Annotated in this window: 17 protein-coding genes; 6 read left to right on the forward strand and 11 right to left on the reverse strand. The window is 40.5% G+C overall.

Annotated elements, in window-relative coordinates; genetic code table 11:
- Window positions 1–22: 22 nt before the first annotated feature.
- Both EHS11_RS06885 and EHS11_RS06890 read left to right on the forward strand, forming a co-directional pair.
- Entirely contained in the window at window positions 23–2,572 is a 2,550-nt protein-coding gene (locus EHS11_RS06885; RefSeq protein WP_135763666.1) for a [protein-PII] uridylyltransferase family protein, read from the forward strand.
- A 2-nt stretch (window positions 2,573–2,574) separates the two neighbouring features.
- Complete coding sequence (locus EHS11_RS06890; RefSeq protein WP_135763667.1) at window positions 2,575–4,197, forward strand: alpha-glucosidase; 1,623 nt, start codon at window positions 2,575–2,577, stop codon at window positions 4,195–4,197.
- Between the two features lie 6 nt (window positions 4,198–4,203).
- Here EHS11_RS06890 and EHS11_RS06895 read toward each other — a convergent pair whose 3' ends face one another.
- From EHS11_RS06895 to aroC, 8 genes are all read right to left on the reverse strand, one after another.
- Window positions 4,204–5,649 carry an Ig-like domain-containing domain gene (locus EHS11_RS06895; RefSeq protein ID WP_167884381.1) on the reverse strand — a complete coding sequence of 482 codons (1,446 nt, stop codon included), beginning with the start codon at window positions 5,647–5,649 and terminating at the stop codon, window positions 4,204–4,206.
- Window positions 5,650–6,070: 421 nt separating this feature from the next.
- Window positions 6,071–6,409: a Zn-ribbon domain-containing OB-fold protein gene (locus EHS11_RS06900; protein WP_135763669.1), complete on the reverse strand. Its 339-nt coding sequence runs from the start codon at window positions 6,407–6,409 to the stop codon at window positions 6,071–6,073.
- A gap of 69 nt (window positions 6,410–6,478) precedes the next feature.
- Entirely contained in the window at window positions 6,479–7,696 is a 1,218-nt protein-coding gene (locus tag EHS11_RS06905) for an acetyl-CoA C-acetyltransferase (protein ID WP_135763670.1), read from the reverse strand.
- 68 nt (window positions 7,697–7,764) lie between these two features.
- Entirely contained in the window at window positions 7,765–8,805 is a 1,041-nt protein-coding gene (locus EHS11_RS06910; protein ID WP_246047642.1) for a hypothetical protein, read from the reverse strand.
- Window positions 8,806–8,825: 20 nt separating this feature from the next.
- Window positions 8,826–9,353: a NuoI/complex I 23 kDa subunit family protein gene (locus EHS11_RS06915; RefSeq protein WP_135763671.1), complete on the reverse strand. Its 528-nt coding sequence runs from the start codon at window positions 9,351–9,353 to the stop codon at window positions 8,826–8,828.
- On the reverse strand, window positions 9,340–10,788 hold the full coding sequence (locus EHS11_RS06920; protein ID WP_135763672.1) for an NADH-quinone oxidoreductase subunit G: 1,449 nt from the start codon (window positions 10,786–10,788) through the stop codon (window positions 9,340–9,342). The genes EHS11_RS06915 and EHS11_RS06920 overlap by 14 nt, the downstream gene beginning before the upstream one ends.
- A gap of 52 nt (window positions 10,789–10,840) precedes the next feature.
- A complete protein-coding gene (locus tag EHS11_RS06925) occupies window positions 10,841–11,575 on the reverse strand; it encodes a response regulator transcription factor (protein ID WP_135763673.1) in 735 nt (244 codons plus the stop codon).
- A 7-nt stretch (window positions 11,576–11,582) separates the two neighbouring features.
- Window positions 11,583–12,719, reverse strand: a complete 1,137-nt coding sequence (aroC, locus tag EHS11_RS06930; RefSeq protein ID WP_135763674.1) for a chorismate synthase — start codon at window positions 12,717–12,719, stop codon at window positions 11,583–11,585.
- A gap of 76 nt (window positions 12,720–12,795) precedes the next feature.
- On the opposite strand from aroC, the gene EHS11_RS06935 reads away from it, so the two are divergent.
- The 4 genes from EHS11_RS06935 to EHS11_RS06950 are packed head-to-tail and all read left to right on the forward strand — an operon-like array spanning window position 12,796 to window position 15,524.
- Window positions 12,796–13,308 (forward strand): LIC_10042 family TonB-like protein, encoded by a 513-nt coding sequence (locus EHS11_RS06935; RefSeq protein WP_135763675.1) that lies wholly within the window; start codon window positions 12,796–12,798, stop codon window positions 13,306–13,308.
- Window positions 13,295–13,834, forward strand: a complete 540-nt coding sequence (locus EHS11_RS06940) for a UpxY family transcription antiterminator (protein WP_135763676.1) — start codon at window positions 13,295–13,297, stop codon at window positions 13,832–13,834. The genes EHS11_RS06935 and EHS11_RS06940 overlap by 14 nt, the downstream gene beginning before the upstream one ends.
- Window positions 13,831–14,799, forward strand: a complete 969-nt coding sequence (locus EHS11_RS06945; RefSeq protein WP_135763677.1) for a KpsF/GutQ family sugar-phosphate isomerase — start codon at window positions 13,831–13,833, stop codon at window positions 14,797–14,799. Before EHS11_RS06940 ends, EHS11_RS06945 begins: the two co-directional genes overlap by 4 nt.
- A gap of 2 nt (window positions 14,800–14,801) precedes the next feature.
- On the forward strand, window positions 14,802–15,524 hold the full coding sequence (locus EHS11_RS06950; protein ID WP_135763678.1) for a type I 3-dehydroquinate dehydratase: 723 nt from the start codon (window positions 14,802–14,804) through the stop codon (window positions 15,522–15,524).
- Here the strand turns inward: EHS11_RS06950 and EHS11_RS06955 are convergent.
- From EHS11_RS06955 to EHS11_RS06965, 3 genes are read right to left on the reverse strand one after another with little or no spacing between them, the layout of a single operon-like run.
- Window positions 15,478–17,148: a tetratricopeptide repeat protein gene (locus EHS11_RS06955; RefSeq protein ID WP_135763679.1), complete on the reverse strand. Its 1,671-nt coding sequence runs from the start codon at window positions 17,146–17,148 to the stop codon at window positions 15,478–15,480. The genes EHS11_RS06950 and EHS11_RS06955 overlap by 47 nt on opposite strands.
- Before the next feature lie 27 nt (window positions 17,149–17,175).
- Window positions 17,176–18,786: a GMC family oxidoreductase N-terminal domain-containing protein gene (locus tag EHS11_RS06960; RefSeq protein ID WP_210413655.1), complete on the reverse strand. Its 1,611-nt coding sequence runs from the start codon at window positions 18,784–18,786 to the stop codon at window positions 17,176–17,178.
- 15 nt (window positions 18,787–18,801) lie between these two features.
- On the reverse strand, window positions 18,802–19,296 hold the full coding sequence (locus EHS11_RS06965; RefSeq protein ID WP_210413648.1) for a hypothetical protein: 495 nt from the start codon (window positions 19,294–19,296) through the stop codon (window positions 18,802–18,804).
- Window positions 19,297–19,317 lie beyond the last annotated feature (21 nt).

Raw genomic sequence — 19,317 nt, forward strand, 5'->3', positions numbered from 1 at the left:
TTTCTTACCAAGATTTTATTCCATGAAACTAGAACTCAAGGCAAAACTTCTAAGAACTTTCCCAAAAGCCAAAACAATCGGTTCGGGCAGGCTTTTCACACGCCAATTGAGTTATCTGGTCGACTCTTCGCTTATTAGTTTGTATCAAAACATCGATCAGGAAATACCGATGATGAAACATCTTGCTTTGGTTCCCATCGGAGGGTACGGCAGGATGGAATTGGCACCTTATTCCGATATAGATCTGCTCTATCTTCATGATGGAAAGTTAAGCAATTACGACTTAACGGAAATTATCGCAAGAATCAATACCTATCTTTATAATAACGAACGGGAAGTAGGACATGCTTGCAGAACAATCAAAGAGTCCTTTTTGTCAATGGACAATATACAGTCCTATCATGCCATCTTGGATTCCCGGTTTTTGATCGGTTCCAAGGCTCTTTATCAAGATTATAAAAATCAATTTTTAGACAAACTTCCCAAAGATAGAATCAAAGAATACAATGAATGGAAATTGGATTTTCTAAAAGAAAGGATCATCAATTCCTACAATCCGCTTCTACTTTCCGAACCGAATTTAAAAAACGATTCACTCGGTCTTCGGGACATTCAATTGATGTATTGGATCGAAAAAACATATACTTCACCCTCACAGAGAGAAGGCGGTGTATTCGATTATTTTTTGAACGGCGATACGCTTCCTATAGTCACTGCCTACGATTTTCTATTACGATCCCGCACCGCATTACATATATTATCTGGTAGAAAAAACGATAGATTGGATTTGAATTACCAATCGGAAGTCGCTGAGTTTTTGGGCTTCGGATCCAAAGTGGAATTGAGCTCCATCGAAAAGTTCATGAGTGTATTGTACAAACACCAAAAAGATGTGTATTTCTATTTGGGAATGTATTTGGAAAAAAAAACCTCGCCTAGTTTGGACCATTATACCCGCCATTTTTCCAATCCGGATACTTTCTATGACGATATCATGCATTTTTTTCTGGAATGCCAATTGAAAGAAATCGAACCTTCCCGCATCATTTTAAACGATCTGCGGTTTGCTTCCCATTTTATTGACGATGATTTCAAAAATTCCGGTCCGGTGATCGATACTTTTTTGCAATTTGTACGGAACCGAAAAAGAGTCGGTCACCTGCTCACTCTTATGCATGAGTGCAACATACTCGGAAAATTAATTCCTGAATTCGGGGCTTGTTCCAATTTTCCTCTTTTTAGTTATCATCACGAATATACTGTCGACGAACATACGTTACTTATACTCAGAGAACTCGACAAATTGGAAGAAAAAGTTTGGGAAGATCCGCAAGTGCAAGCGGTCTTCAACGACTGTCAAAAAATCGATATTCTCGTTCTTGCCATTCTTATCCACGATGCAGGTAAGGTCAAAGAAGGAGACCATTGTCAATACGGGGCAGAACTCGCCCTCATCATTGCGGAGCGATTTCGATTCAGCGAAGAAGATACTGAGTTACTTAGATTTTTAGTAGCTGAACATATCATCATGTCCGATCTCTCTTCCAAAAGGGATATTTATGATCCAAAATTGATTCAGAGTTTTTCGCAGATGTTTACCGATGCAAACACATTACGATTGTTATATGTTATGACAATCATCGATACAAAATCAGTCGGTAAAGGTGTTTTGACAAATTGGAAAAAAGAAATATTATTTTTTCTATTCAGCGCGACTTTGAAAGTTTTGGAAAAAGCTACGAACCTGATCGATTCCAATGAAAGAATCGAACAAACCTTGGAAGTCTACCTTCAGGAAAAAGAAGGATTGGAGCCGGAGATTGCCGCCAAAATTGTAAATTTTGCAGCAGAGATCAAACCTTCATCTTATCTGAATTACAACACTCCCCGTCGGGTATTCCAACATTTTGTAAATATAGTGGAATGGAAAAATATGCAAATCCCGTTCCGATTTATCTCCGAATCGGAACCTGCATTTATTACTGTAACCATATTCAGCGAAGTAAACAGGCAATTATTACTTTTTGTAAGCGGAACGATTTCATCTCTCGGTTTGAACCTGGTGGGAATGCGACTCTTCCGATCGGAAAATGATATTATAATCATTCAATCTCAAATTACAGATCAGTTCGGGAGCGGTGCAATCGCTCCTGAACAAATTCAAAATATCGAAAAGATGATAGCCGATTGTGTTTCGGGAAAAGTCAATATAGAAGAAGAATCTTTAACAGAACATATATGGTCATCTCCTCCCAAAATTCCGGATGGAATGGTAGAAGAGTTGGTAAAATTTTCCAATGACCAATCCGATTCCTATTCCGTTTTGGAGATTAGAGTCCCCGATTCGATCGGTCTTGTGTATCGAATTTTAAAAACGCTTTTGGATTTTGATCTGGATGTTATATTCGTTCGTATCTCGACCAGTGCCGACTTTGCATATGATTCGTTTTATATCCAGACAAGTACAGGTCAAAAATTGGAAGATTCGGAAATCTTATTTTCATTAAAGGAGAAAATTTTAGAAGTCGCCCGGATGAAACAAAATCAAGGCATATTCGAAATTAGTTTTTAACTATGGTTTGGTGGAAAGAAGCAGTAATTTATCAAATTTATCCCAGAAGTTTCCAGGACTCGAATGGAGATGGAATCGGGGATTTGCAAGGAATCATCGACCGATTGGATTACCTTGCGGGCACAAAGGACTCTTTGGGAATAGATGCCATTTGGCTATCTCCGGTTTATCCTTCGCCTATGATGGATTTTGGTTATGATATTTCCGATTATGAGCAAATTGATCCGGACTTTGGAGATTTAACAACATTTAGGCGATTACTGAAGGAAGCGCATAAGCGCGATATCAAAATCATAATGGATCTTGTGGTAAATCATACTTCCCATTTGCATCCTTGGTTCATCGAATCGAGGTCTTCCAAAAATAGTCCCAAGAGAGATTGGTATATTTGGAAAGAACCGGTCCATGGCAAACCTCCCAATAACTGGTTGGGCACTTTCGGAGGGATTGGTTGGGAGTTTGACAAAAGAACGGGAGAATATTACTACCACTCCTTTCTGAAAGAACAACCCGATCTCAATTGGAGAAACCCTGAGGTAGAAGAAGCTATTTTTACAATGATCCGTTTTTGGCTGGAAATGGGAGTCGACGGATTTCGTCTAGACGTTGTTAATTTATATGTGAAAGACGAATTTTTAAGAGACAATATTTCTTATTTTATGAAAGGACCCCGTCCTTATGATAAGCAAGTTCATACCTATGATCGGGATCGTCCGGAGATGCACGGCATCTTACGACGTCTTCGCAAGCTTCTGGATTCTTACGAGCCGACAAGAATGTCGGTAGGAGAAGTTATGCAGGATTTCCCGGGAAATGTTTCTTTGCCTGCAACCTATTGCGGACGTAACGATGAATTGCATCTTGCATTTAATTTTATGTTTCTTTTCAGTCCTTGGAAGGCGGAAAAGTTTTTCCAGATTGTAAAAGATTTCGAATCCGCTTTAGGCGAGGATAATTGGCCGAACTACACTCTTTCCAATCATGATTTTCCAAGACATATCACCCGTTATATGAAAGGAAAGGAAACCATTCCTCGGGCCAGAATTGCCGCTGTTATGATGTTAACTCTTCGGGGAACGCCCTTTCTCTATTATGGTGAAGAAATCGGAATGGAAAGACAAAAAGTTTCCCGCAAGGAAATCCAGGATCCTGTCGGTAAAAAATACTGGCCTTTCCATCCGGGAAGAGATCCGGAAAGAATTCCCATGGCTTGGGACAGTTCGGAAAAGTCGGGATTCACTACCGGCAAACCTTGGTTGCCTATCTATGCAAAATCGAACGAAGTGAATGTGGAAGTTCAGAAAGAAGACAAATCTTCCTTGTTTTACACTTATAAAAAGCTCATATCCATCAGAAAAGATCGCAAGTCTCTTCGAAAAGGAAATTTAAAAATCCATTTGAGTAAAGATAAGAATGTTCTTTTTTATAAAAGGAAAGAAGGCAAAGAAGAAACTTATATTTTTCTTAACTTTAGCAACCAAGATGCGGAAGTTTCTTATCCTAGAAAATGGAATTTGAAAAATATATTGTTCAGCACGGCACCGAGACCTGCTTATCTAAAACAGGATTTAGACGATGGATTTTTGCACCTATTTCCCAATGAAGCGATTGTCTTTGGAAATTAATTCGGATTAGGAACAGCTTGCAGGGCCTGGACAGCCGGAAGTGATTCCGGACATTTCCACCAAACCAGTGCTAATATTTCCTGATTCGTCCTTGCATCGGACAACAACGTAATAGGTCCCGTCTATCAGACCGGTAATAATCCATCCGGAAACACCGGCAGAAGTTGTCCCTCCGTTAGCAGTAAATCCCCCTGTGCAAACACCGATGGTTGTTGAATAACAAATTTCATAGACCAAGTCAGCTTGCGCAGAGACCAAATCCGTTCCCTGTGTCCATAAAATCGTCAGACTTCCCGTACCAGCATCATTAACGGCCGTTACTCCCAAAAACAAAGGAGCTATAACGTCCGGAACCGCTGTCATTTGTGAGGAAGGGGAATACAAATTCATGTTACCAGCTGCATCCCGGATCAAAACGGCAAAATGATAGGTAGTCGAAGCGACGAGGCCAGTAGCAGTCTTTGAAAGGACATTTGCAGACCAATCCATTAGCAAATCCGAGCCAATCTTTGCATTCGCCAATGCGATTGTATTTATATTCGAAGAGGAAACATTATCCTTTACTAATTTGTATTCCAACCCACTAGCCAAAGTTATTGCATCCGTCCCTGCACCCCACTGCACTGTGATTTTGGTCGGTAGTACGGAATTGAAAGATATGGCAGTGCCTGTAGTCGGTGCAGTCGTATCAGGTACCGCAGAAGTTGTTTGTGCGGCAGGTGTGTATTGGGAAATATTTCCGGAAGAATCCCTTACCAATACAGTAAAACTATAATTAGTTGAAGCAGAAAGAGAACCAACGGATTGGCTCAAAACATTGTTTGTCCAATCTAAGATCAAATCTGTTCCTGATTTGGAATTCGCCAATGCAATGGTATTTATATTGGATATAGAGGTATCGTCCTTTACCAGCTTATACTGTAAATTCGCAGCTTCAGTAGCATTATCAACCGAAACAGGCCAGTTTACCGTTAAACCCGTTGCAGTTACTCCCGAAAAACTCAATGTACCCCCGGTGATAGGAGGTGTTGAATCGCCAATCACAGCAGTTTGAAAACCGGTTTCATGTACATAATCCGTAGCCAGTTTCAAACCGCTCACAGAAAAGACAGTGCTTTTTACTTTAACTTTGTAAATCCGATTAATATCCAAGCTTGCAATCGGCTTAACTGTGATCGTCTGATCTGTATTAGAGATTAAATTCAATCCCACACAATTTTCAAAACCGGAATCTCCTAACTGAATGGATTGAGTACAAGCTCCCGAGGAGGACTGCATCGTGATGGATTCCGATAAAATTTTTTCACTGAAACTAATCCGAATGGATACATCTACACTCACCTGAATGGCTTTGTCTTGGGGCTCAATGGAAACAATAGATAGACTTGCTTTGGTTCTGCAAGCAGTAGCTTGGCCTGCAGAACATTGTAAAAATTGCAATTGTGAAACCATATCCAAAGTAGATTGATCCAGACTGGGGGCGCAGGTCATCAACCAAAATAAAGAAGAGAGAAAAACCAACTTCTTATTAGAACGACATAACCAGTTGTAATATTTTAGGACTGAGTTCATGCGGGAAAAGCAAGTAAGTTTATTTATAAATTTACTTACTCTATATAACAAGAGCGGAATAAATTCATTTCACTGAAAGAAAAAAAAATGTGAGGTTTTATTCAGGATTTGGAAGGAGAGATCATGGTTTAAAATTCAGGATGATTGTGTTTAAAAATAAAATCCACTTTGTCTTAATTTTTAAAATCATACTAAAATTTCATACTGCAAGCTTTTCAAAACTTATAAAAAATACTATTAATGATAAAAGTTGTAACTATATTTATGATAATAGTTATTTGTGATTCAATCTTTGCAGGTTTTACACCAGTTGAAAGATAGGACCGATTTTTTCATCGGTTCTTTTGTACCTTACCTTTTTGCCGATTGCTACGGAATCAAAATCGGAAAGATCTTCAAGAATGGTTGTTAGTTTTAGATCATCGTCCGTTTTGATAATTGCCAAAACATAAGGAGCACGTTCCGCCATATGGCCGAAGCCGACATGAACGATCGTGAATGTATAGATAGTGCCGGTTTCTTTCAAAAGAACAGGTTCAATATGATCACTACCGCAACTCGGGCAAGAAATGGACAATTCGATTACCCTAAATCCGCAGTCTTTGCACTGAATTCCTTCTAGTCCGGAAGCTATTGTCATGATTGGTCCATTGATTTTAAAGAGAGATAAAATCCAGGTTAGCGAATGACTAACCTGGATTGATAGTAATTAATTTTTTAATCTTTCGATGATTGTAGCGATTCCCATGCCACCACCGATACAAAGGGTAATCAACCCGTATCTAAGATCTCTTCTTTCAAGTTCGTCCAAAACGGTACCTGCAAGAATTGCTCCGGTTGCTCCGAGTGGATGACCAAGTGCCATCGCCCCACCGTTTACATTGATCTTTGCTTCATCGATTCCTAATGTTTTTTTAGCATAAAGAACTACAGAAGCGAAAGCTTCATTGATTTCCCAAAGGTCGATGTCTTTTACGGACAGTCCCGCCATCTTCAAAGCTTTTTGAGAAGCGGAAACAGGTCCTGTTAGCATGATCGTAGGGTCTTCACCTGTTGAAACAGTAGCAAGGATTTTCGCTCTTGGTTTTAAGCCGTATTTTTTCAATCCATCGTCATTTGCGATCAAAAGAGAAGCGGCTCCATCCACGATTCCGGAAGAGTTTCCAAGAGTATGGATATGATTGATTTTTTTGATTTCAGGATAAGAACGAAGTGCAATCGCATCTAATTCTTGTTCACCGATCGTTTTGAAAACCGGACCAAGACCGGAAAGGAAGGCATAGTTTGATTCAATACGCGGATTCTCTTCCTCACTAACAATTGTTCCATCATCCAATTTGATAGGAACGATTGATTTTTTAAAGTATCCGTTTTGGATCGCATTATGAGCTTTGATTTGGGAAGATTCGGCAAAACGATCCGCTTCTTCTCTGGAAATATCATATTTCGTAGCAATCAAATCAGCGGAAATCCCTTGCGGAACCAGATTATAATGTTGCGCAATTTTATCATTGCCCACATTGAAATCACGGCCAATCATATCATCGCCCATTTTTACGCGACTCATAGACTCGACACCGCCACCAACTCCAAGCTCCATTGCTCCGGAAGCAACGTGGTTCGCTATGTTATTCACAGCTTGCAATCCTGATCCGCAAAAACGGTTTACAGTATAACCTGGTACTTCTTTCGGCCAATGTGCAGCCATTACCGCATAACGAGCAATACATGCAGCCTGGTCGGCTACTTGGGACACACATCCCATTACAACTTCTTCAACAGTTTTAGGATCAATACCATTTCTTTCTTGAATGGCTTTTAGAGTAGCAGCAGAAAGTTCTTGGGGGTGGACACTCGCTAAAGTTCCCCTTTTTTTCCCTTTTCCTCTAGGAGTTCTGACTGCATCGATAATATAGGCGTTACCCATTGGTTAACCTCTCTCTGGGATGGACTTAGTAAAAACGTACAGAGTTCGGTTCTATTGAATACAAAAAATCATGATTTTGTAATAGATTTCTTAATTTTGTTCCCATAAAAACGCAAAGTTTTGGATAAAAAACAGGTTTGGTTCAGAAAGGAAGCATCCAGACGATCCGCGATCGAAAGTCTGGATTCGTCCACAAGGCGAATGTATCTTAGATTGGGACGAAATGCTTCTTCCAAACTTCGTTTGTTCCAGTCTACATAACGCCAGGCGCTGAAGCTATGATTCACGCCAATCCTTTCATCAATGGTTCCGATCAGTTGGAATTGGGTGGCGCAGGCTGACCGAAAGAATATGAAACGATTGAAAAAGTAGAGAATGTTTCGGTTCGGATTTGCAGTCAGTATGGATAGGAAATGATCTTTCATTTCTTCCACCGTATAAAAAAGATCGGGACCTGAATTGGTAGATCGAAAGATAATCGGAGAAAATTCACTCTTTGCATAGATTTTTGTTAAAATCCGAATGTATTCAGGATCATCTATAAGAACGGGGATTTCATTGAATGCAAAAGGGAACGGCTCCCTTTCTTTGATATGAATTTCTATATAACGGGTGTGATCGTATTCGGTATCATTGATGTCTGTCGCGACGATTTTACTCAAATGGTCTTGGAGCAATTTATCTTCATACAAATCACGAACAGTAACAGCTCCTTCTTCATAAAGAATCGCACTTCCGAAATCAATAAACGTGGCTCCTTCAAACATAGCTCCGAGAGATCCGTATTTTTTATGAATCAGCTTATCACGAAAAAGTGCGCGTAATAACAAATTATGATCATACAATCGTTTACGACCTGACCTTTGTTCAACGACTGTGTTTTTTGTTTTTTTTATTTTGTAATAATGAATGTGGTTGGCCAATCCGAATCGAAGTTTTTCGACTGCGTGATTTTCCAAAAGACGTTTTTCATCTTCTTCATCTTCTACAATCGTAGTCCCTTCTGCGAAAAGACTTTGGAAAGAAAACAGATACGTAAAATTGAATATCGGGAAAAGGATCAGGAAAAAACAAATTCCCTTTTTGGATATTCTACTTTTTCCCGACACTGATTTGATTTTCGAAACGATTAGATTCTTTGACCGAGAATAGGGCCGCCCAATTTTTCCATCATTCTCTCTTTGGTTAAAACGAGATCCTCACGGTTGTCAGCAGCCATTTCGCCTGTTCCATCCAGATAAATTGCACCTTTGGGACAAGCTTCTTCACATAACCCGCAGAAGATGCAGCGCAATAGATCAATTTCAAATTTTTGTGCGTATTTGTCTTCCGGATGAAGATGTTGTCTGTCCGCCGGAACTTCAGCAGCCTGAATTAAGATCGCATTGGCAGGACAGATCCACATACAGCAAAAACAAGCAGTGCATCTTTCCCGGCCTTGTTCATCCCGTTTCATGGAATGCATTCCCCGAAAACGTGATGAATATTGTCTTTTTTTCTCAGGGTATTCAATCGTCTTTTGTTTGTTAAAGAATGCCACTTTTACAAAATGTTTGAGAGTGATCCATAAACCTTTTCCGATAGACCAAAAATAAAACTGCTCATACCAGGAGAATTGGTGGCGCTTTGCTACGTTGACTACATTAACGGTTGCCAAGGAGTGCCTCCTCTTTCGTACGAATTTCAGACAAAACTCTCTCAAAAAATTCGGCCGAAGACGGAAGTCCTTTCGGAGCCTCCATTGATTTTTCGAAGTCTTGTTTCAGACCGTTTTTGTTTGTGAAACTTCCCGCTTCATCCGCAAAAAGTTTGATCGGAGCTGCAAAGTTTGCTGCCTTTACGGAAGAAGTGACATTTGTATCCAATTGAACGATCGTCGCCTTACCCAAGATAGACGAAGGAATTTCCTCTTTCAAAACAAAAACCAAGTCAATGGCACCGGATAAAATTTCGGAAACAATTCCGGCGAGTCCTTGCGGTGTGGAAATTCCCAAATCCAAAGCTCCCTTTGTATTCGGGTGATAGTCTTTGGTTAATAAAAAGTCTACTTGTTCGGTTTCTTTGTACTGAGGTTCGGTCACTCTTGCTTCAAATTGAATCGGTTTGCTCAATTCCTTTGAAAGTTCGGCGAGTGCGGATTTGATTCGGGAAAGATTTTCGTTGGATTCATGTGCTCCGCCGATCACTGCAATTCCGTTGGTAGAACGCAAAGCATTTACAACCTTTGGAATCACATTTACGGAAGTGGATGGAATTCCGTTTTCCATATAGGAAAACAGTCTGTTTTCATTCATCCAATCCAAATCAAAACGACCTTTGTCACAAAGAAAGAACATGTTTTTTTCATGGTTTTCCTTAACCATATAACGATACATTTTATTGTCCCGTACATTCGTTGTTACATTGCAACCTGTGGAACATCCATGACATACGGAAGAATGGGATTTGTACCACCACACTCTTGATTTGAATAAAGTCTTATTGTTAAGCAATGCGCCCACGGGACAAATATCGGCAAGTGCACCTTGAAAGTTATGGTTGATAGGCTCGTTATTGGCAAGCCCAATCAAAGAATCATTTCCCCTTTCAAACAAACCAAGGTTAGATTCTCCGACTTTTTCTTCTTCGAAACGGACACACCGATAACATACAATGCAACGATTGTGATTGATGATCAGATTGCTTCCGATTTCTTCCTGGGGAACATTTCGTTTTTGAAATTCAAAACGGGAATGACCTTGGCCCGAACCGAATGCATTGTCTTGCAAACGGCATTCCCCGGCTTTATCGCAAACAGGACAATCTAACGGGTGATTTGCGAGAAGGAATTCCATTGTGCCGGCGCGAGCTTCTTTCACCCGATCAGACTTTGTAATGATTCCCATATTTTCTTTTACGGGAGTGTTACATGCTGCTTGGAGACGGGGAACACCTTCAATCTCAATCAGACACATACGGCACATACCAACGACGGATAGAGCTGGATGATAACAAAAATAAGGGATATCTACGCCGACTTCTTTTGCGGCATCAATTAGGTTTTTCTTTTCGTCGACTTCAAATTCGACGCCATCGATCTTTATTTTTACCAAAGAATGAGCCCTCTTCTATATTAGAACTGAGCTTTGTTATTCTGTCAAACCTTCATTTGGAAATAATGTTGATTGCAGTTAAGTTGGAATACTTTGCCAGATCGATTACTGTTTCTGCAAAATAATCTGAATTGATGAATACAAAATTGGCTCGAATGTTTGTGCTTTTTACTATTTTTCCGATCAAATCATCCAAAGCCTGCAAGGAAGAATTCTCATAAAAAAATTCCGTATTGATATTGATTCTCAAATTAGTAAAACTGCTTCTGCCCGCTAAGTAATGATGAAATTTTTCATATATTTCTTCGGCTCCTTTTTTAGAAGGAACTCCTGTCAGCTCGATTAAGATTTCGGATATGGATAACTCGACTACTTTGATCACATAAGGAAGTGTCTTTTTGTCTACAATCATATCCGGTCCGAGCATTAAGACTGCTTGGATTTTTTCCATAAGGGAAGCAGTAGTGATAGGCTTCAAAAGGTAAGCACTCACTCTACTTTGGGCCGCACGAACAATCTGATCTTTATCCCCAACGGAAGTAAGCATGATCACAGGAGTATTTTTTAAAAAATCCTTTCCCTTTTCCACAAAAGACAAACCATCCAGATAAGGCATCATAATATCACTGATTACCAAATCAAATGTCTGGTTACGGATTTTTGTCAGTCCTGCCATACCATCCGCTACATGGACCACTTGGAAATTGTATCGTTCCAACGTATGGATGAGTAGTTTTGCGGAACTATCATCGTCTTCGGCCAGCAAAACTTTATAAACCTTTTTCATGATTTCCTTACTGATTCGGAATAGAATCTAAATTGGCATATTTTAAGAACCACTTGGGTTGAAGGGCGCGTTGATAAAAGTAAGCATCCACTAACACCAAATTAATGACAGCTTCAACGATCGGTATTGCACGAGGAAGTACGCACGGGTCATGTCTGCCTTTCGCTTGCAAAATAGTTTCTTTATTTTTATCGTCAACAGTTTTCTGTTCTTTTTTAATCGTGGAAGTCGGCTTGAATGCCGCCCGTATAACAAGATCCATTCCGTTGGAGATGCCGCCTTGAATACCTCCCGAATTATTTGTCCTCGTTTTGACCTTACCGGTTTTTTCTTCTATGTAAAATTCATCATTGTGAACGCTTCCCGTTTGGCGGGTACCACCGAATCCTGATCCGACTTCAAAGCCTTTGCATGCCGATATGGACAATAATGCCTTTGCGAGATCGGCATCTAACTTATCATAAACGGGATCGCCAAGACCGGGAGGAAGATTTTTAACAATTGCTTTTACAGTTCCACCGACGGAATCCCCTTCATCTCTCAATTTACGAATCAGAGTTTCCATTTCGTCATTGGTTGTTTTTTTAGGGCAACGTGTTGGAAATTGATCTACAAAATCGCGCGAAACCGGATATTCCGATTCGGAAATCAACGAGTCGATTCCCCCGACAGAATCCACCCATGCTATAGTTTGAATCCCCAGTTCACGTTCCAAAATCACTCGGGCGAGTCCTGCTGCTGCAACCCGTCCTATCGTTTCCCGAACGGAAGATCTACCTCCGCCAACATGGGCACGATGACCGTATTTTTCCGAATACGTATAATCCGCGTGAGACGGCCGAAAAATATGAGCCATTTCATCGTAATCACTACCGATCGTATTTTTATTATTAACTTTTAAAAGAATAGGACTTCCCGTTGTTTTTCCCTGAAAAACTCCGGACTCGACTACAACTTTGTCTTCTTCATCGCGAGGAGTGGTTAGGTCGTTTTGACCCGGTCTTCTGCGCGTTAAATCCTTTTGGATCTCTTCTTCCGGAAAAGGAAGACCGGCAGGTACTCCCTCTACAACGACTCCGACGGAGACACCGTGAGATTCTCCGTAAGTGGATACTTTAAAAATCTTTCCCCAAGTGGAAGGCATATGCTGTCATTTAAAATCAGGTTTGCAATCTATCCATAAAGTTTTTCCTCTGCAAGAGGATCAATTTTCGGGACTTATGTCAGCTGGCCAAATTATATTTTTTCGAACCAAAAGCCTCCTGTATTTTTGGATCCTTTCCGCAGTTTTACATGGACTTCTTTTTATAGCACTTTTTGGAAAATTTCGGCAAAATTCGAACACGGAAGAAGTTCACCTAACAAAAGGTAGTACGATTCGACTTTTCGTCCCCAACTCTCAATCCAATTCCGGGAACGGTACTCTTTCCAGTCAAAATCCTGCAAATGCGGACTTGGAAGGAACGATCGACCCCGAAGAAGAAATGAACCGGTTTCGAAATTCTCTCAGTTATCCGGTCCTTGCATTGGAACAACGGCTGGAAGACGACTGTAGTTTCCGAGTAACTGTTGCAGAAAATGGGTCGGTTGAAAAGGTGGGTGTGCTGGTTCCCTGTCGCTATAGCGTCTTTGACCAACAATTTCGCAACCAAATCCAAGGTTGGAAATTCAATTCTTCAAAGGGGAAAGAAATTACTCTTCCAATTCGGTTTCGCATCCATGCAAGAGAATGATCCCCTCAATACTAAAAAACATTGGTTTGCTCTATACACAAACCCTCGTGCTGAAAAAAGTCTTTCTCGTTTATTTAAAAAATACAAAATAGATCACTACCTTCCTTTGATCAAAGAAAGGAAAAAATGGAGTGACCGTTTCAAAATCATTGAAACTCCCAGACTCAAATCTTATATCTTTGTAAATATCATCTTTTGGAAAGATAAAGTCACCGTTCTCCAACTACCCGGCGCACATCATTTCGTTTTCGCCAAAGGAGTGCCTGCCATATTGGAAGATGAAGAGATGGAAAAATTAAAAGATCTTGTGGAAAATTACGGCGCACAAACAGAAGTAATGAAAAATGAAGCGCTGCAACCGGGTAAAATAGTAAAAATCACGGAAGGACCTTTCACAGGCAGACAGATGGAAATCATAAAAAGAAAAAATGAAGTCACTTTGATCCTTCGGTTCCCAAGCATCGACCAGGCGATCATTGCAGAGATGAACATTGATAAAATTTCATGGGAGGAAACTGAAAATTGAAGGATATACTGAAAATCGTAGAACGGGCGCTTGACGATGAAATCGCTTCCATCCGACATTTTAGAGACAACCTGGACGAACGCATTTCCGAATGCATAGAGCTGATCTTAAATAGCAAAGGGAAAGTCGTAGTTACAGGCGTGGGCAAGTCCGGAGATATTGCACAAAAAATTTCCCATACAATGTCGTCTACCGGTACGGCCGCCATATTTTTACATCCGACTGACGCGGCACATGGAGATTCTGGTGTCGTAGGAAAAGACGACGTGGTTCTTGCCATCGGAAAAAGTGGTGAATCGGAAGAGTTAAATTACATTTTACCTACTTTGAAAAATCTAGGTGCAAAGGTAGTAGGCATGACGGCCAACCCCAAGTCCAAACTCGCCGAACTTTCCGATATTCTAATTCTTACTCCCGTGTTACGGGAAGCTTGTCTGTTGGAGCTTGCTCCTACTTCTTCAACAACAATTGCACTCATGCTAGGTGATGCTATTGCGATGGCCCTTATGGAATTGAAAAACTTCCAAGCCGATGACTTTGCACTTTATCACCCGGCGGGAAGGTTGGGAAAAAGACTTTCTCTCCATATATCTGATGTTATGCGCAAAGACGACAAAAACGCATTTGTATCCGAAACTGCCGGTCTCGATGAAATTCTGAAAGAGATCACCAGAAAAGGACTTGGGGCAACCGGTGTAGTCGATTCAAACGGAATCTTACTCGGATTGATCACCGATTTTGATATCAGAAAAGCGCTTACCAATAAAAAGCTGATCGAAGGCGTTACTGCAAAGGAAATGATGAATGTTTCTCCTTCATTCTTTTCACCGGAAGAAAAAGCTTACGATGTATTGACAAAAATGGAAAATCGTGAACGCCCCATTTCCGTCGCTCCGGTAGTAACAAAAGACAAAAAATTCGTAGGTATGGTTTCACTACATGACTTATTGCAAAAAGGATTATAAAAATGCCGGAATCGTTTAAGATCGTTGCCACTCTTGGAGAAGATGATATTCGTCATCTTCAAAAGAAAGATACAAAGGACATTGATGTACTTGAAGTTCGTTTGGATTTGTTTTCTAGAAATTATATCCAGAAAGAGATGAAAAAAAAGATCAAATCTCTCGGTCTACCGGCACTTTTTACATACCGACGTGCGGAAGACAGCAGTGTGAAATCCTATGTGAAATTATTTCCCGAAGATGTGGAAGGTATCCTAAAAGATTTTAATGATAATTCGAACTATCTTGATATTGAACTGAATCGGGATGATACTATCTTTCGAAACTATGATCAGCTCAATTTCAGAATCATATACTCTTATCATTCCTTTAAAAAATCAATCTATGCTAAAGAAATGAGAGATTTCATTCAAAACGCAAAGCCGGTTAAAAAGAAAAATCCTGTTTTTAAATTTGCGATCACTCCGGAAGACATTGAAGAAACCGCAGAGTTCATGAATGATATTAAAATTCTTTCCAAAACGAATACTATGATCGGAATTTGTATGGGCGAAACAGGTATCTTATCACGCGTGTTTGGTGATTATTTCAAATCGTCTTATACATATATCACTCTCGGTACGCCAAAGGCACCAGGCCAGATTTCGATTGATACATTTAGAAAATTGAGATCGGACTTATTTAAAGGTTCTTCGACGACTGCAAAGGAACAGAAGGAAGAGGAATAGCTTTAGAATTTCCCGCAGGTGGCTCTTTTGGAGCCACATCATCCGAACCTTTTCTACTTATAAACAGAACGAACTTGGGATCTTTTCGAAATTCGGCAAAGTCAGTTTCCTTATTTGCCATCGACCAATACTCATCCTTCAACTCACCGGCAAGTTTTAAGTTTGTTTTTGTAGAATTCAAATCGCCTTTCTTTGCATAAATTCTAGCTAACAAAAAATAGGCGGCAGAAGAACTGGAAACTTTTTGCAAAAGAGAAATCGCATCATCCGATTTTCCCAAGTAAAATAAATTTTTACCGCGATAAAACAAATACTCTCTTGTTGTATTTACATCCGGTTCGCTTTCCAAGGAAGCGAAATATTTTTCCGCATTGGCCTCTTTACCCAGAGTTGTCAAATGACGGGCCAGTCGAAGAAATCCAACCTTGTATTTGTCAGGTGAGTTTTTCGGATCAGGGAAATTGGATTCTAAAAACTGACGGTATTTATCAAAACTATTTTGAAATTTTGTACCGGACTTTCCCAGTTCTCCAAGACATACAAACCGAAACATGTGAGATTCCGTTTGCCCTGCAATGGCAACCGCATTGTCAGCATGTTCGCTGCAAGCAACCCATTCCGATTTTTGATGATTCAATCTTGCCAAGGCTAGTAAAGGAGGATCTTTTTGAACTTGTTTGAAGGCGGCTTTGTAAGATTCTTCAGCCTGTTCCAGCTGGTTTAGTTTTTGATAAGCAAGTCCTTCGTTCAGATAAACATAATAGAAAAACACATTTGTTTCTTTTGAGAACGGGTTTTTTCTGGCCTTTTCAAAAGATTCGATAGCGGCCTTAGGATCGTCTTTACGAAGTTTTACGATCCCCATTTTATAATGGTAACGGGTGCGGGAAGGATCTTTTTCTATCAGTATTTTTATATTTTCTTCGGCGAGGTCGTATTTTTTTTCATCAAATAACGCCAAAGAGTATTCCCAACGCAACTCTTCGTTGTTAGGATTGGCTGCAACGGACTTTTCCAAATCAGTACTCGACTTTTGCGCTTCGGAATTTTCTTCCAACGAATTTTGCGTCTGCTGTTTGGGATTGTCCTTTTTGTCCTGACGGTCGTCTTTTATCTTATCGTCTTTTTTAGTATCTTGAGGTTTGATTACATGCACATAACCTGTGTTTGAACCGGGATTACCCCGATTGCCTACGGCACGGTTGTAAATTTTTTGCATCTCTTCATTTTTGGAATCGTATTTCAAATAACGGGAAGAGTAAGCTGCAGCTAGATTCCAATCCTGATGGTAATTGAAGAACAAGGCCAATTTAAGAAGGACGGTTTTTCTTTGCTCTTTGTCGAGATTGAGTTCGGCGGCTTTGCGAAAGTTCTGAATCGACTTGGGATAATCTTTTTTGTACTCATAGATATAACCCATGTACATATTCCCGACTCCTTCTGAAGGATGGAGATCGGAATACTTTGAAAACTTTTTGATCGCTTCCGAATAAGCTTTTCTAGAAAACGCTTGTTTTGCTTCTTTCAGAACGGCGTCTTCACTAGGGATAATACTAAAGACGAAAGATAGAGTTAGAATTAAGGAAATAAATTTTCCCACAAGTCCAGTATGTATGAAACTCATGGGAATGAAAGGGAATTTTTAAAAAAATTAGATCTTTGTTCTTTCTTCTTTTTGCTTCGCCAAATTGCGAGAGGCTCGCAATACGACACTCATTGTAGTGATCTGCGGATTCACAGAAAGTCCTGTGGGATATACGGAAGCATCCATAACAAAGATGTTCTTATGACCATAGATTTCCAAATTTAAATCAACGGCACCCAGAGTTTCTTCCTTAGCAGACTGGATAGAACCATGGGGATGGGCCGAACCGACACTCAAATCCCCCGATCGGATACTTTCTTTCAATACCCAATCGAAATTGGTTGTGACATCTACTTTAACAGGCTCCGTAAATCGTGTGAAAGGAAAAACAAGTTCGGTTGCTCCGGCAGCGACAGTAATTTCTGCAAGAGATTTCAGACCGCGTAACATATTCAATCCGTCGGTAGGTGTTAGTTCAAAATAAACTTTTCTACGACCGAAACTCCATTCCACTTTTGCATTTGCTTCACCGTCTGCCCCGTCCCGAACCAAAACAATCCCCGCATTGTACTTGTTATAATCCTTCATAACGCCGAATTGTTGTTTTCCGTAAAATGGCAATAGGGAAGAAGCAAGAGTCGGCCGATAAGGCGCTGCTTCCAACCAATATCCGTAACCTGTTCCATTTTGATTGTGACCGTCTTTGATCACAATGGATTGCGGAGGGCCCTGGAACATTTTGATGTCGGAATTGAATTTTCCGAAGATCGTGGAAGTAGGATGGACTTTTAAGTTTCGGCCCACCCAGTCGTTTCCAATTCCGCTTCTTTGCAATAAAGCGGGACCTTCGATGGCACCAGCACTTACAATCACAACGGGAGCTTTGATTTCCATGGATTCAATGATTTCTGCAGGGGATTTTTGGTAAGGATCGACTGTAAATTCTGCAATCACGGTTTTAACAGACCCGTCTTTGATTTTTACCGCTCTCATATTCGACACGACCGTAGCGCCATGTTCTATGGCATCGGGAATCCATGTGAGAAAAGCCGACTGTTTTGCGTTAATCGGACAACCCAATCCGCATCTGCCCAAACCGATACATCCGTTATTATTGTTTTTGAGAACGAGGGGTTTGAGACCTAGTTTTTCCCCTCCGACACGCAGTACGTTATTGTTCGCGTTGACCAGATTGTCCGGAACGTCGTGTACACCGAGTCGGGTATGTACTTCATTGATGTACGGATCCATATCTTCTCTGGAATAACCTTTCCAACCAAAACGATTTTCCCATTCGGTTGTGACGTACTCAGGAGGGTAAAGGGAGGTCTGCCAATTGACAGTGGTAGATCCGCCGATAGAACGTCCTTGCAAAATAGAAATGGTTTGTTCTTCCGCGATGATGAATCCGGCATCCCGATAAAGCCTTGATTGAGAAAGAAATTCATCCGAATTGAATTGTGCGGGTGTGAAGTAACCGCCCTCTTCGATGAGGACCACCTTCCAACCGTTCTTGGCAAGTTCGGCTGCCGCAACAGCTCCGCCTGCTCCCGAACCGATCACAACTACGTCGGCAGTTAAATTCCACTTTCCGTTTTTGATCTGATTGTCTTTGATGATTTGTGCATGTTTTTTTGGTGTAATGATTTTTTCGTTATGTAAAGGAATGCCCATTATAATTAAACCGCCTTACTAGAGATAGCCGACAAATTTTTGATACTCTTTATCAGAGCTTAATAGAAAAAAGGAAGTCTGCCTGAGGATCAGATAGACACCTCGTTTCAGTCCCAGAGCAGATGTTTTCCAGGCTATCAGACGTTCCAGTCTTTCTTTCGGAGGAAGTTTCACCAAAGGAGTAAAGGAAAAATCCAAAAAGATTGCGGCAAGGAAGGAAGAAGGAATGCTAGCTAACAGTTGTATAACGCTCTCCGTATCAATCGGATAGGGATGACCATAAACGTAATTGTCTAAGGCAAGACCTAAATCAAAATTGGCAATGGGACAGTCTTGCAGGAAGACCTCTTGCAAAGATCGGAAATTGTGATATTCTTCCTCTGAGATTCCGCGTAAAGAGGGCAAGGGAAGTCCCGATCCACAATTGATCCCTTTTAAAGAAACTGCGGTTAAGGCAAAACATTTGAGCGTAAATTTAAAAAAACGATTTCTAGAAAGTGTAAAGGGTTCCAAGTCTTTCCCCCGAAGTTCTTT

The organism is Leptospira ilyithenensis (assembly GCF_004771005.1).
GTDB classification, from domain to species: Bacteria; Spirochaetota; Leptospiria; order Leptospirales; family Leptospiraceae; genus Leptospira_A; species Leptospira_A ilyithenensis.

What these genes read in the sequence shown, in the direction of transcription:
- EHS11_RS06885 (WP_135763666.1), top strand. Translation starts at nt 23, where the DNA reads ATGAAACTAGAACTCAAGGCAAAACTTCTAAGAACTTTCCCAAAAGCC.
- EHS11_RS06890 (WP_135763667.1), top strand. Translation starts at nt 2,575, where the DNA reads ATGGTTTGGTGGAAAGAAGCAGTAATTTATCAAATTTATCCCAGAAGT.
- EHS11_RS06895 (WP_167884381.1), bottom strand. Translation starts at nt 5,649, where the DNA reads ATGGTTTCACAATTGCAATTTTTACAATGTTCTGCAGGCCAAGCTACT.
- EHS11_RS06900 (WP_135763669.1), bottom strand. Translation starts at nt 6,409, where the DNA reads ATGACAATAGCTTCCGGACTAGAAGGAATTCAGTGCAAAGACTGCGGA.
- EHS11_RS06905 (WP_135763670.1), bottom strand. Translation starts at nt 7,696, where the DNA reads ATGGGTAACGCCTATATTATCGATGCAGTCAGAACTCCTAGAGGAAAA.
- EHS11_RS06925 (WP_135763673.1), bottom strand. Translation starts at nt 11,575, where the DNA reads ATGAAAAAGGTTTATAAAGTTTTGCTGGCCGAAGACGATGATAGTTCC.
- aroC (WP_135763674.1), bottom strand. Translation starts at nt 12,719, where the DNA reads ATGCCTTCCACTTGGGGAAAGATTTTTAAAGTATCCACTTACGGAGAA.
- EHS11_RS06935 (WP_135763675.1), top strand. Translation starts at nt 12,796, where the DNA reads ATGTCAGCTGGCCAAATTATATTTTTTCGAACCAAAAGCCTCCTGTAT.
- EHS11_RS06940 (WP_135763676.1), top strand. Translation starts at nt 13,295, where the DNA reads ATGCAAGAGAATGATCCCCTCAATACTAAAAAACATTGGTTTGCTCTA.
- EHS11_RS06950 (WP_135763678.1), top strand. Translation starts at nt 14,802, where the DNA reads ATGCCGGAATCGTTTAAGATCGTTGCCACTCTTGGAGAAGATGATATT.
- EHS11_RS06955 (WP_135763679.1), bottom strand. Translation starts at nt 17,148, where the DNA reads ATGAGTTTCATACATACTGGACTTGTGGGAAAATTTATTTCCTTAATT.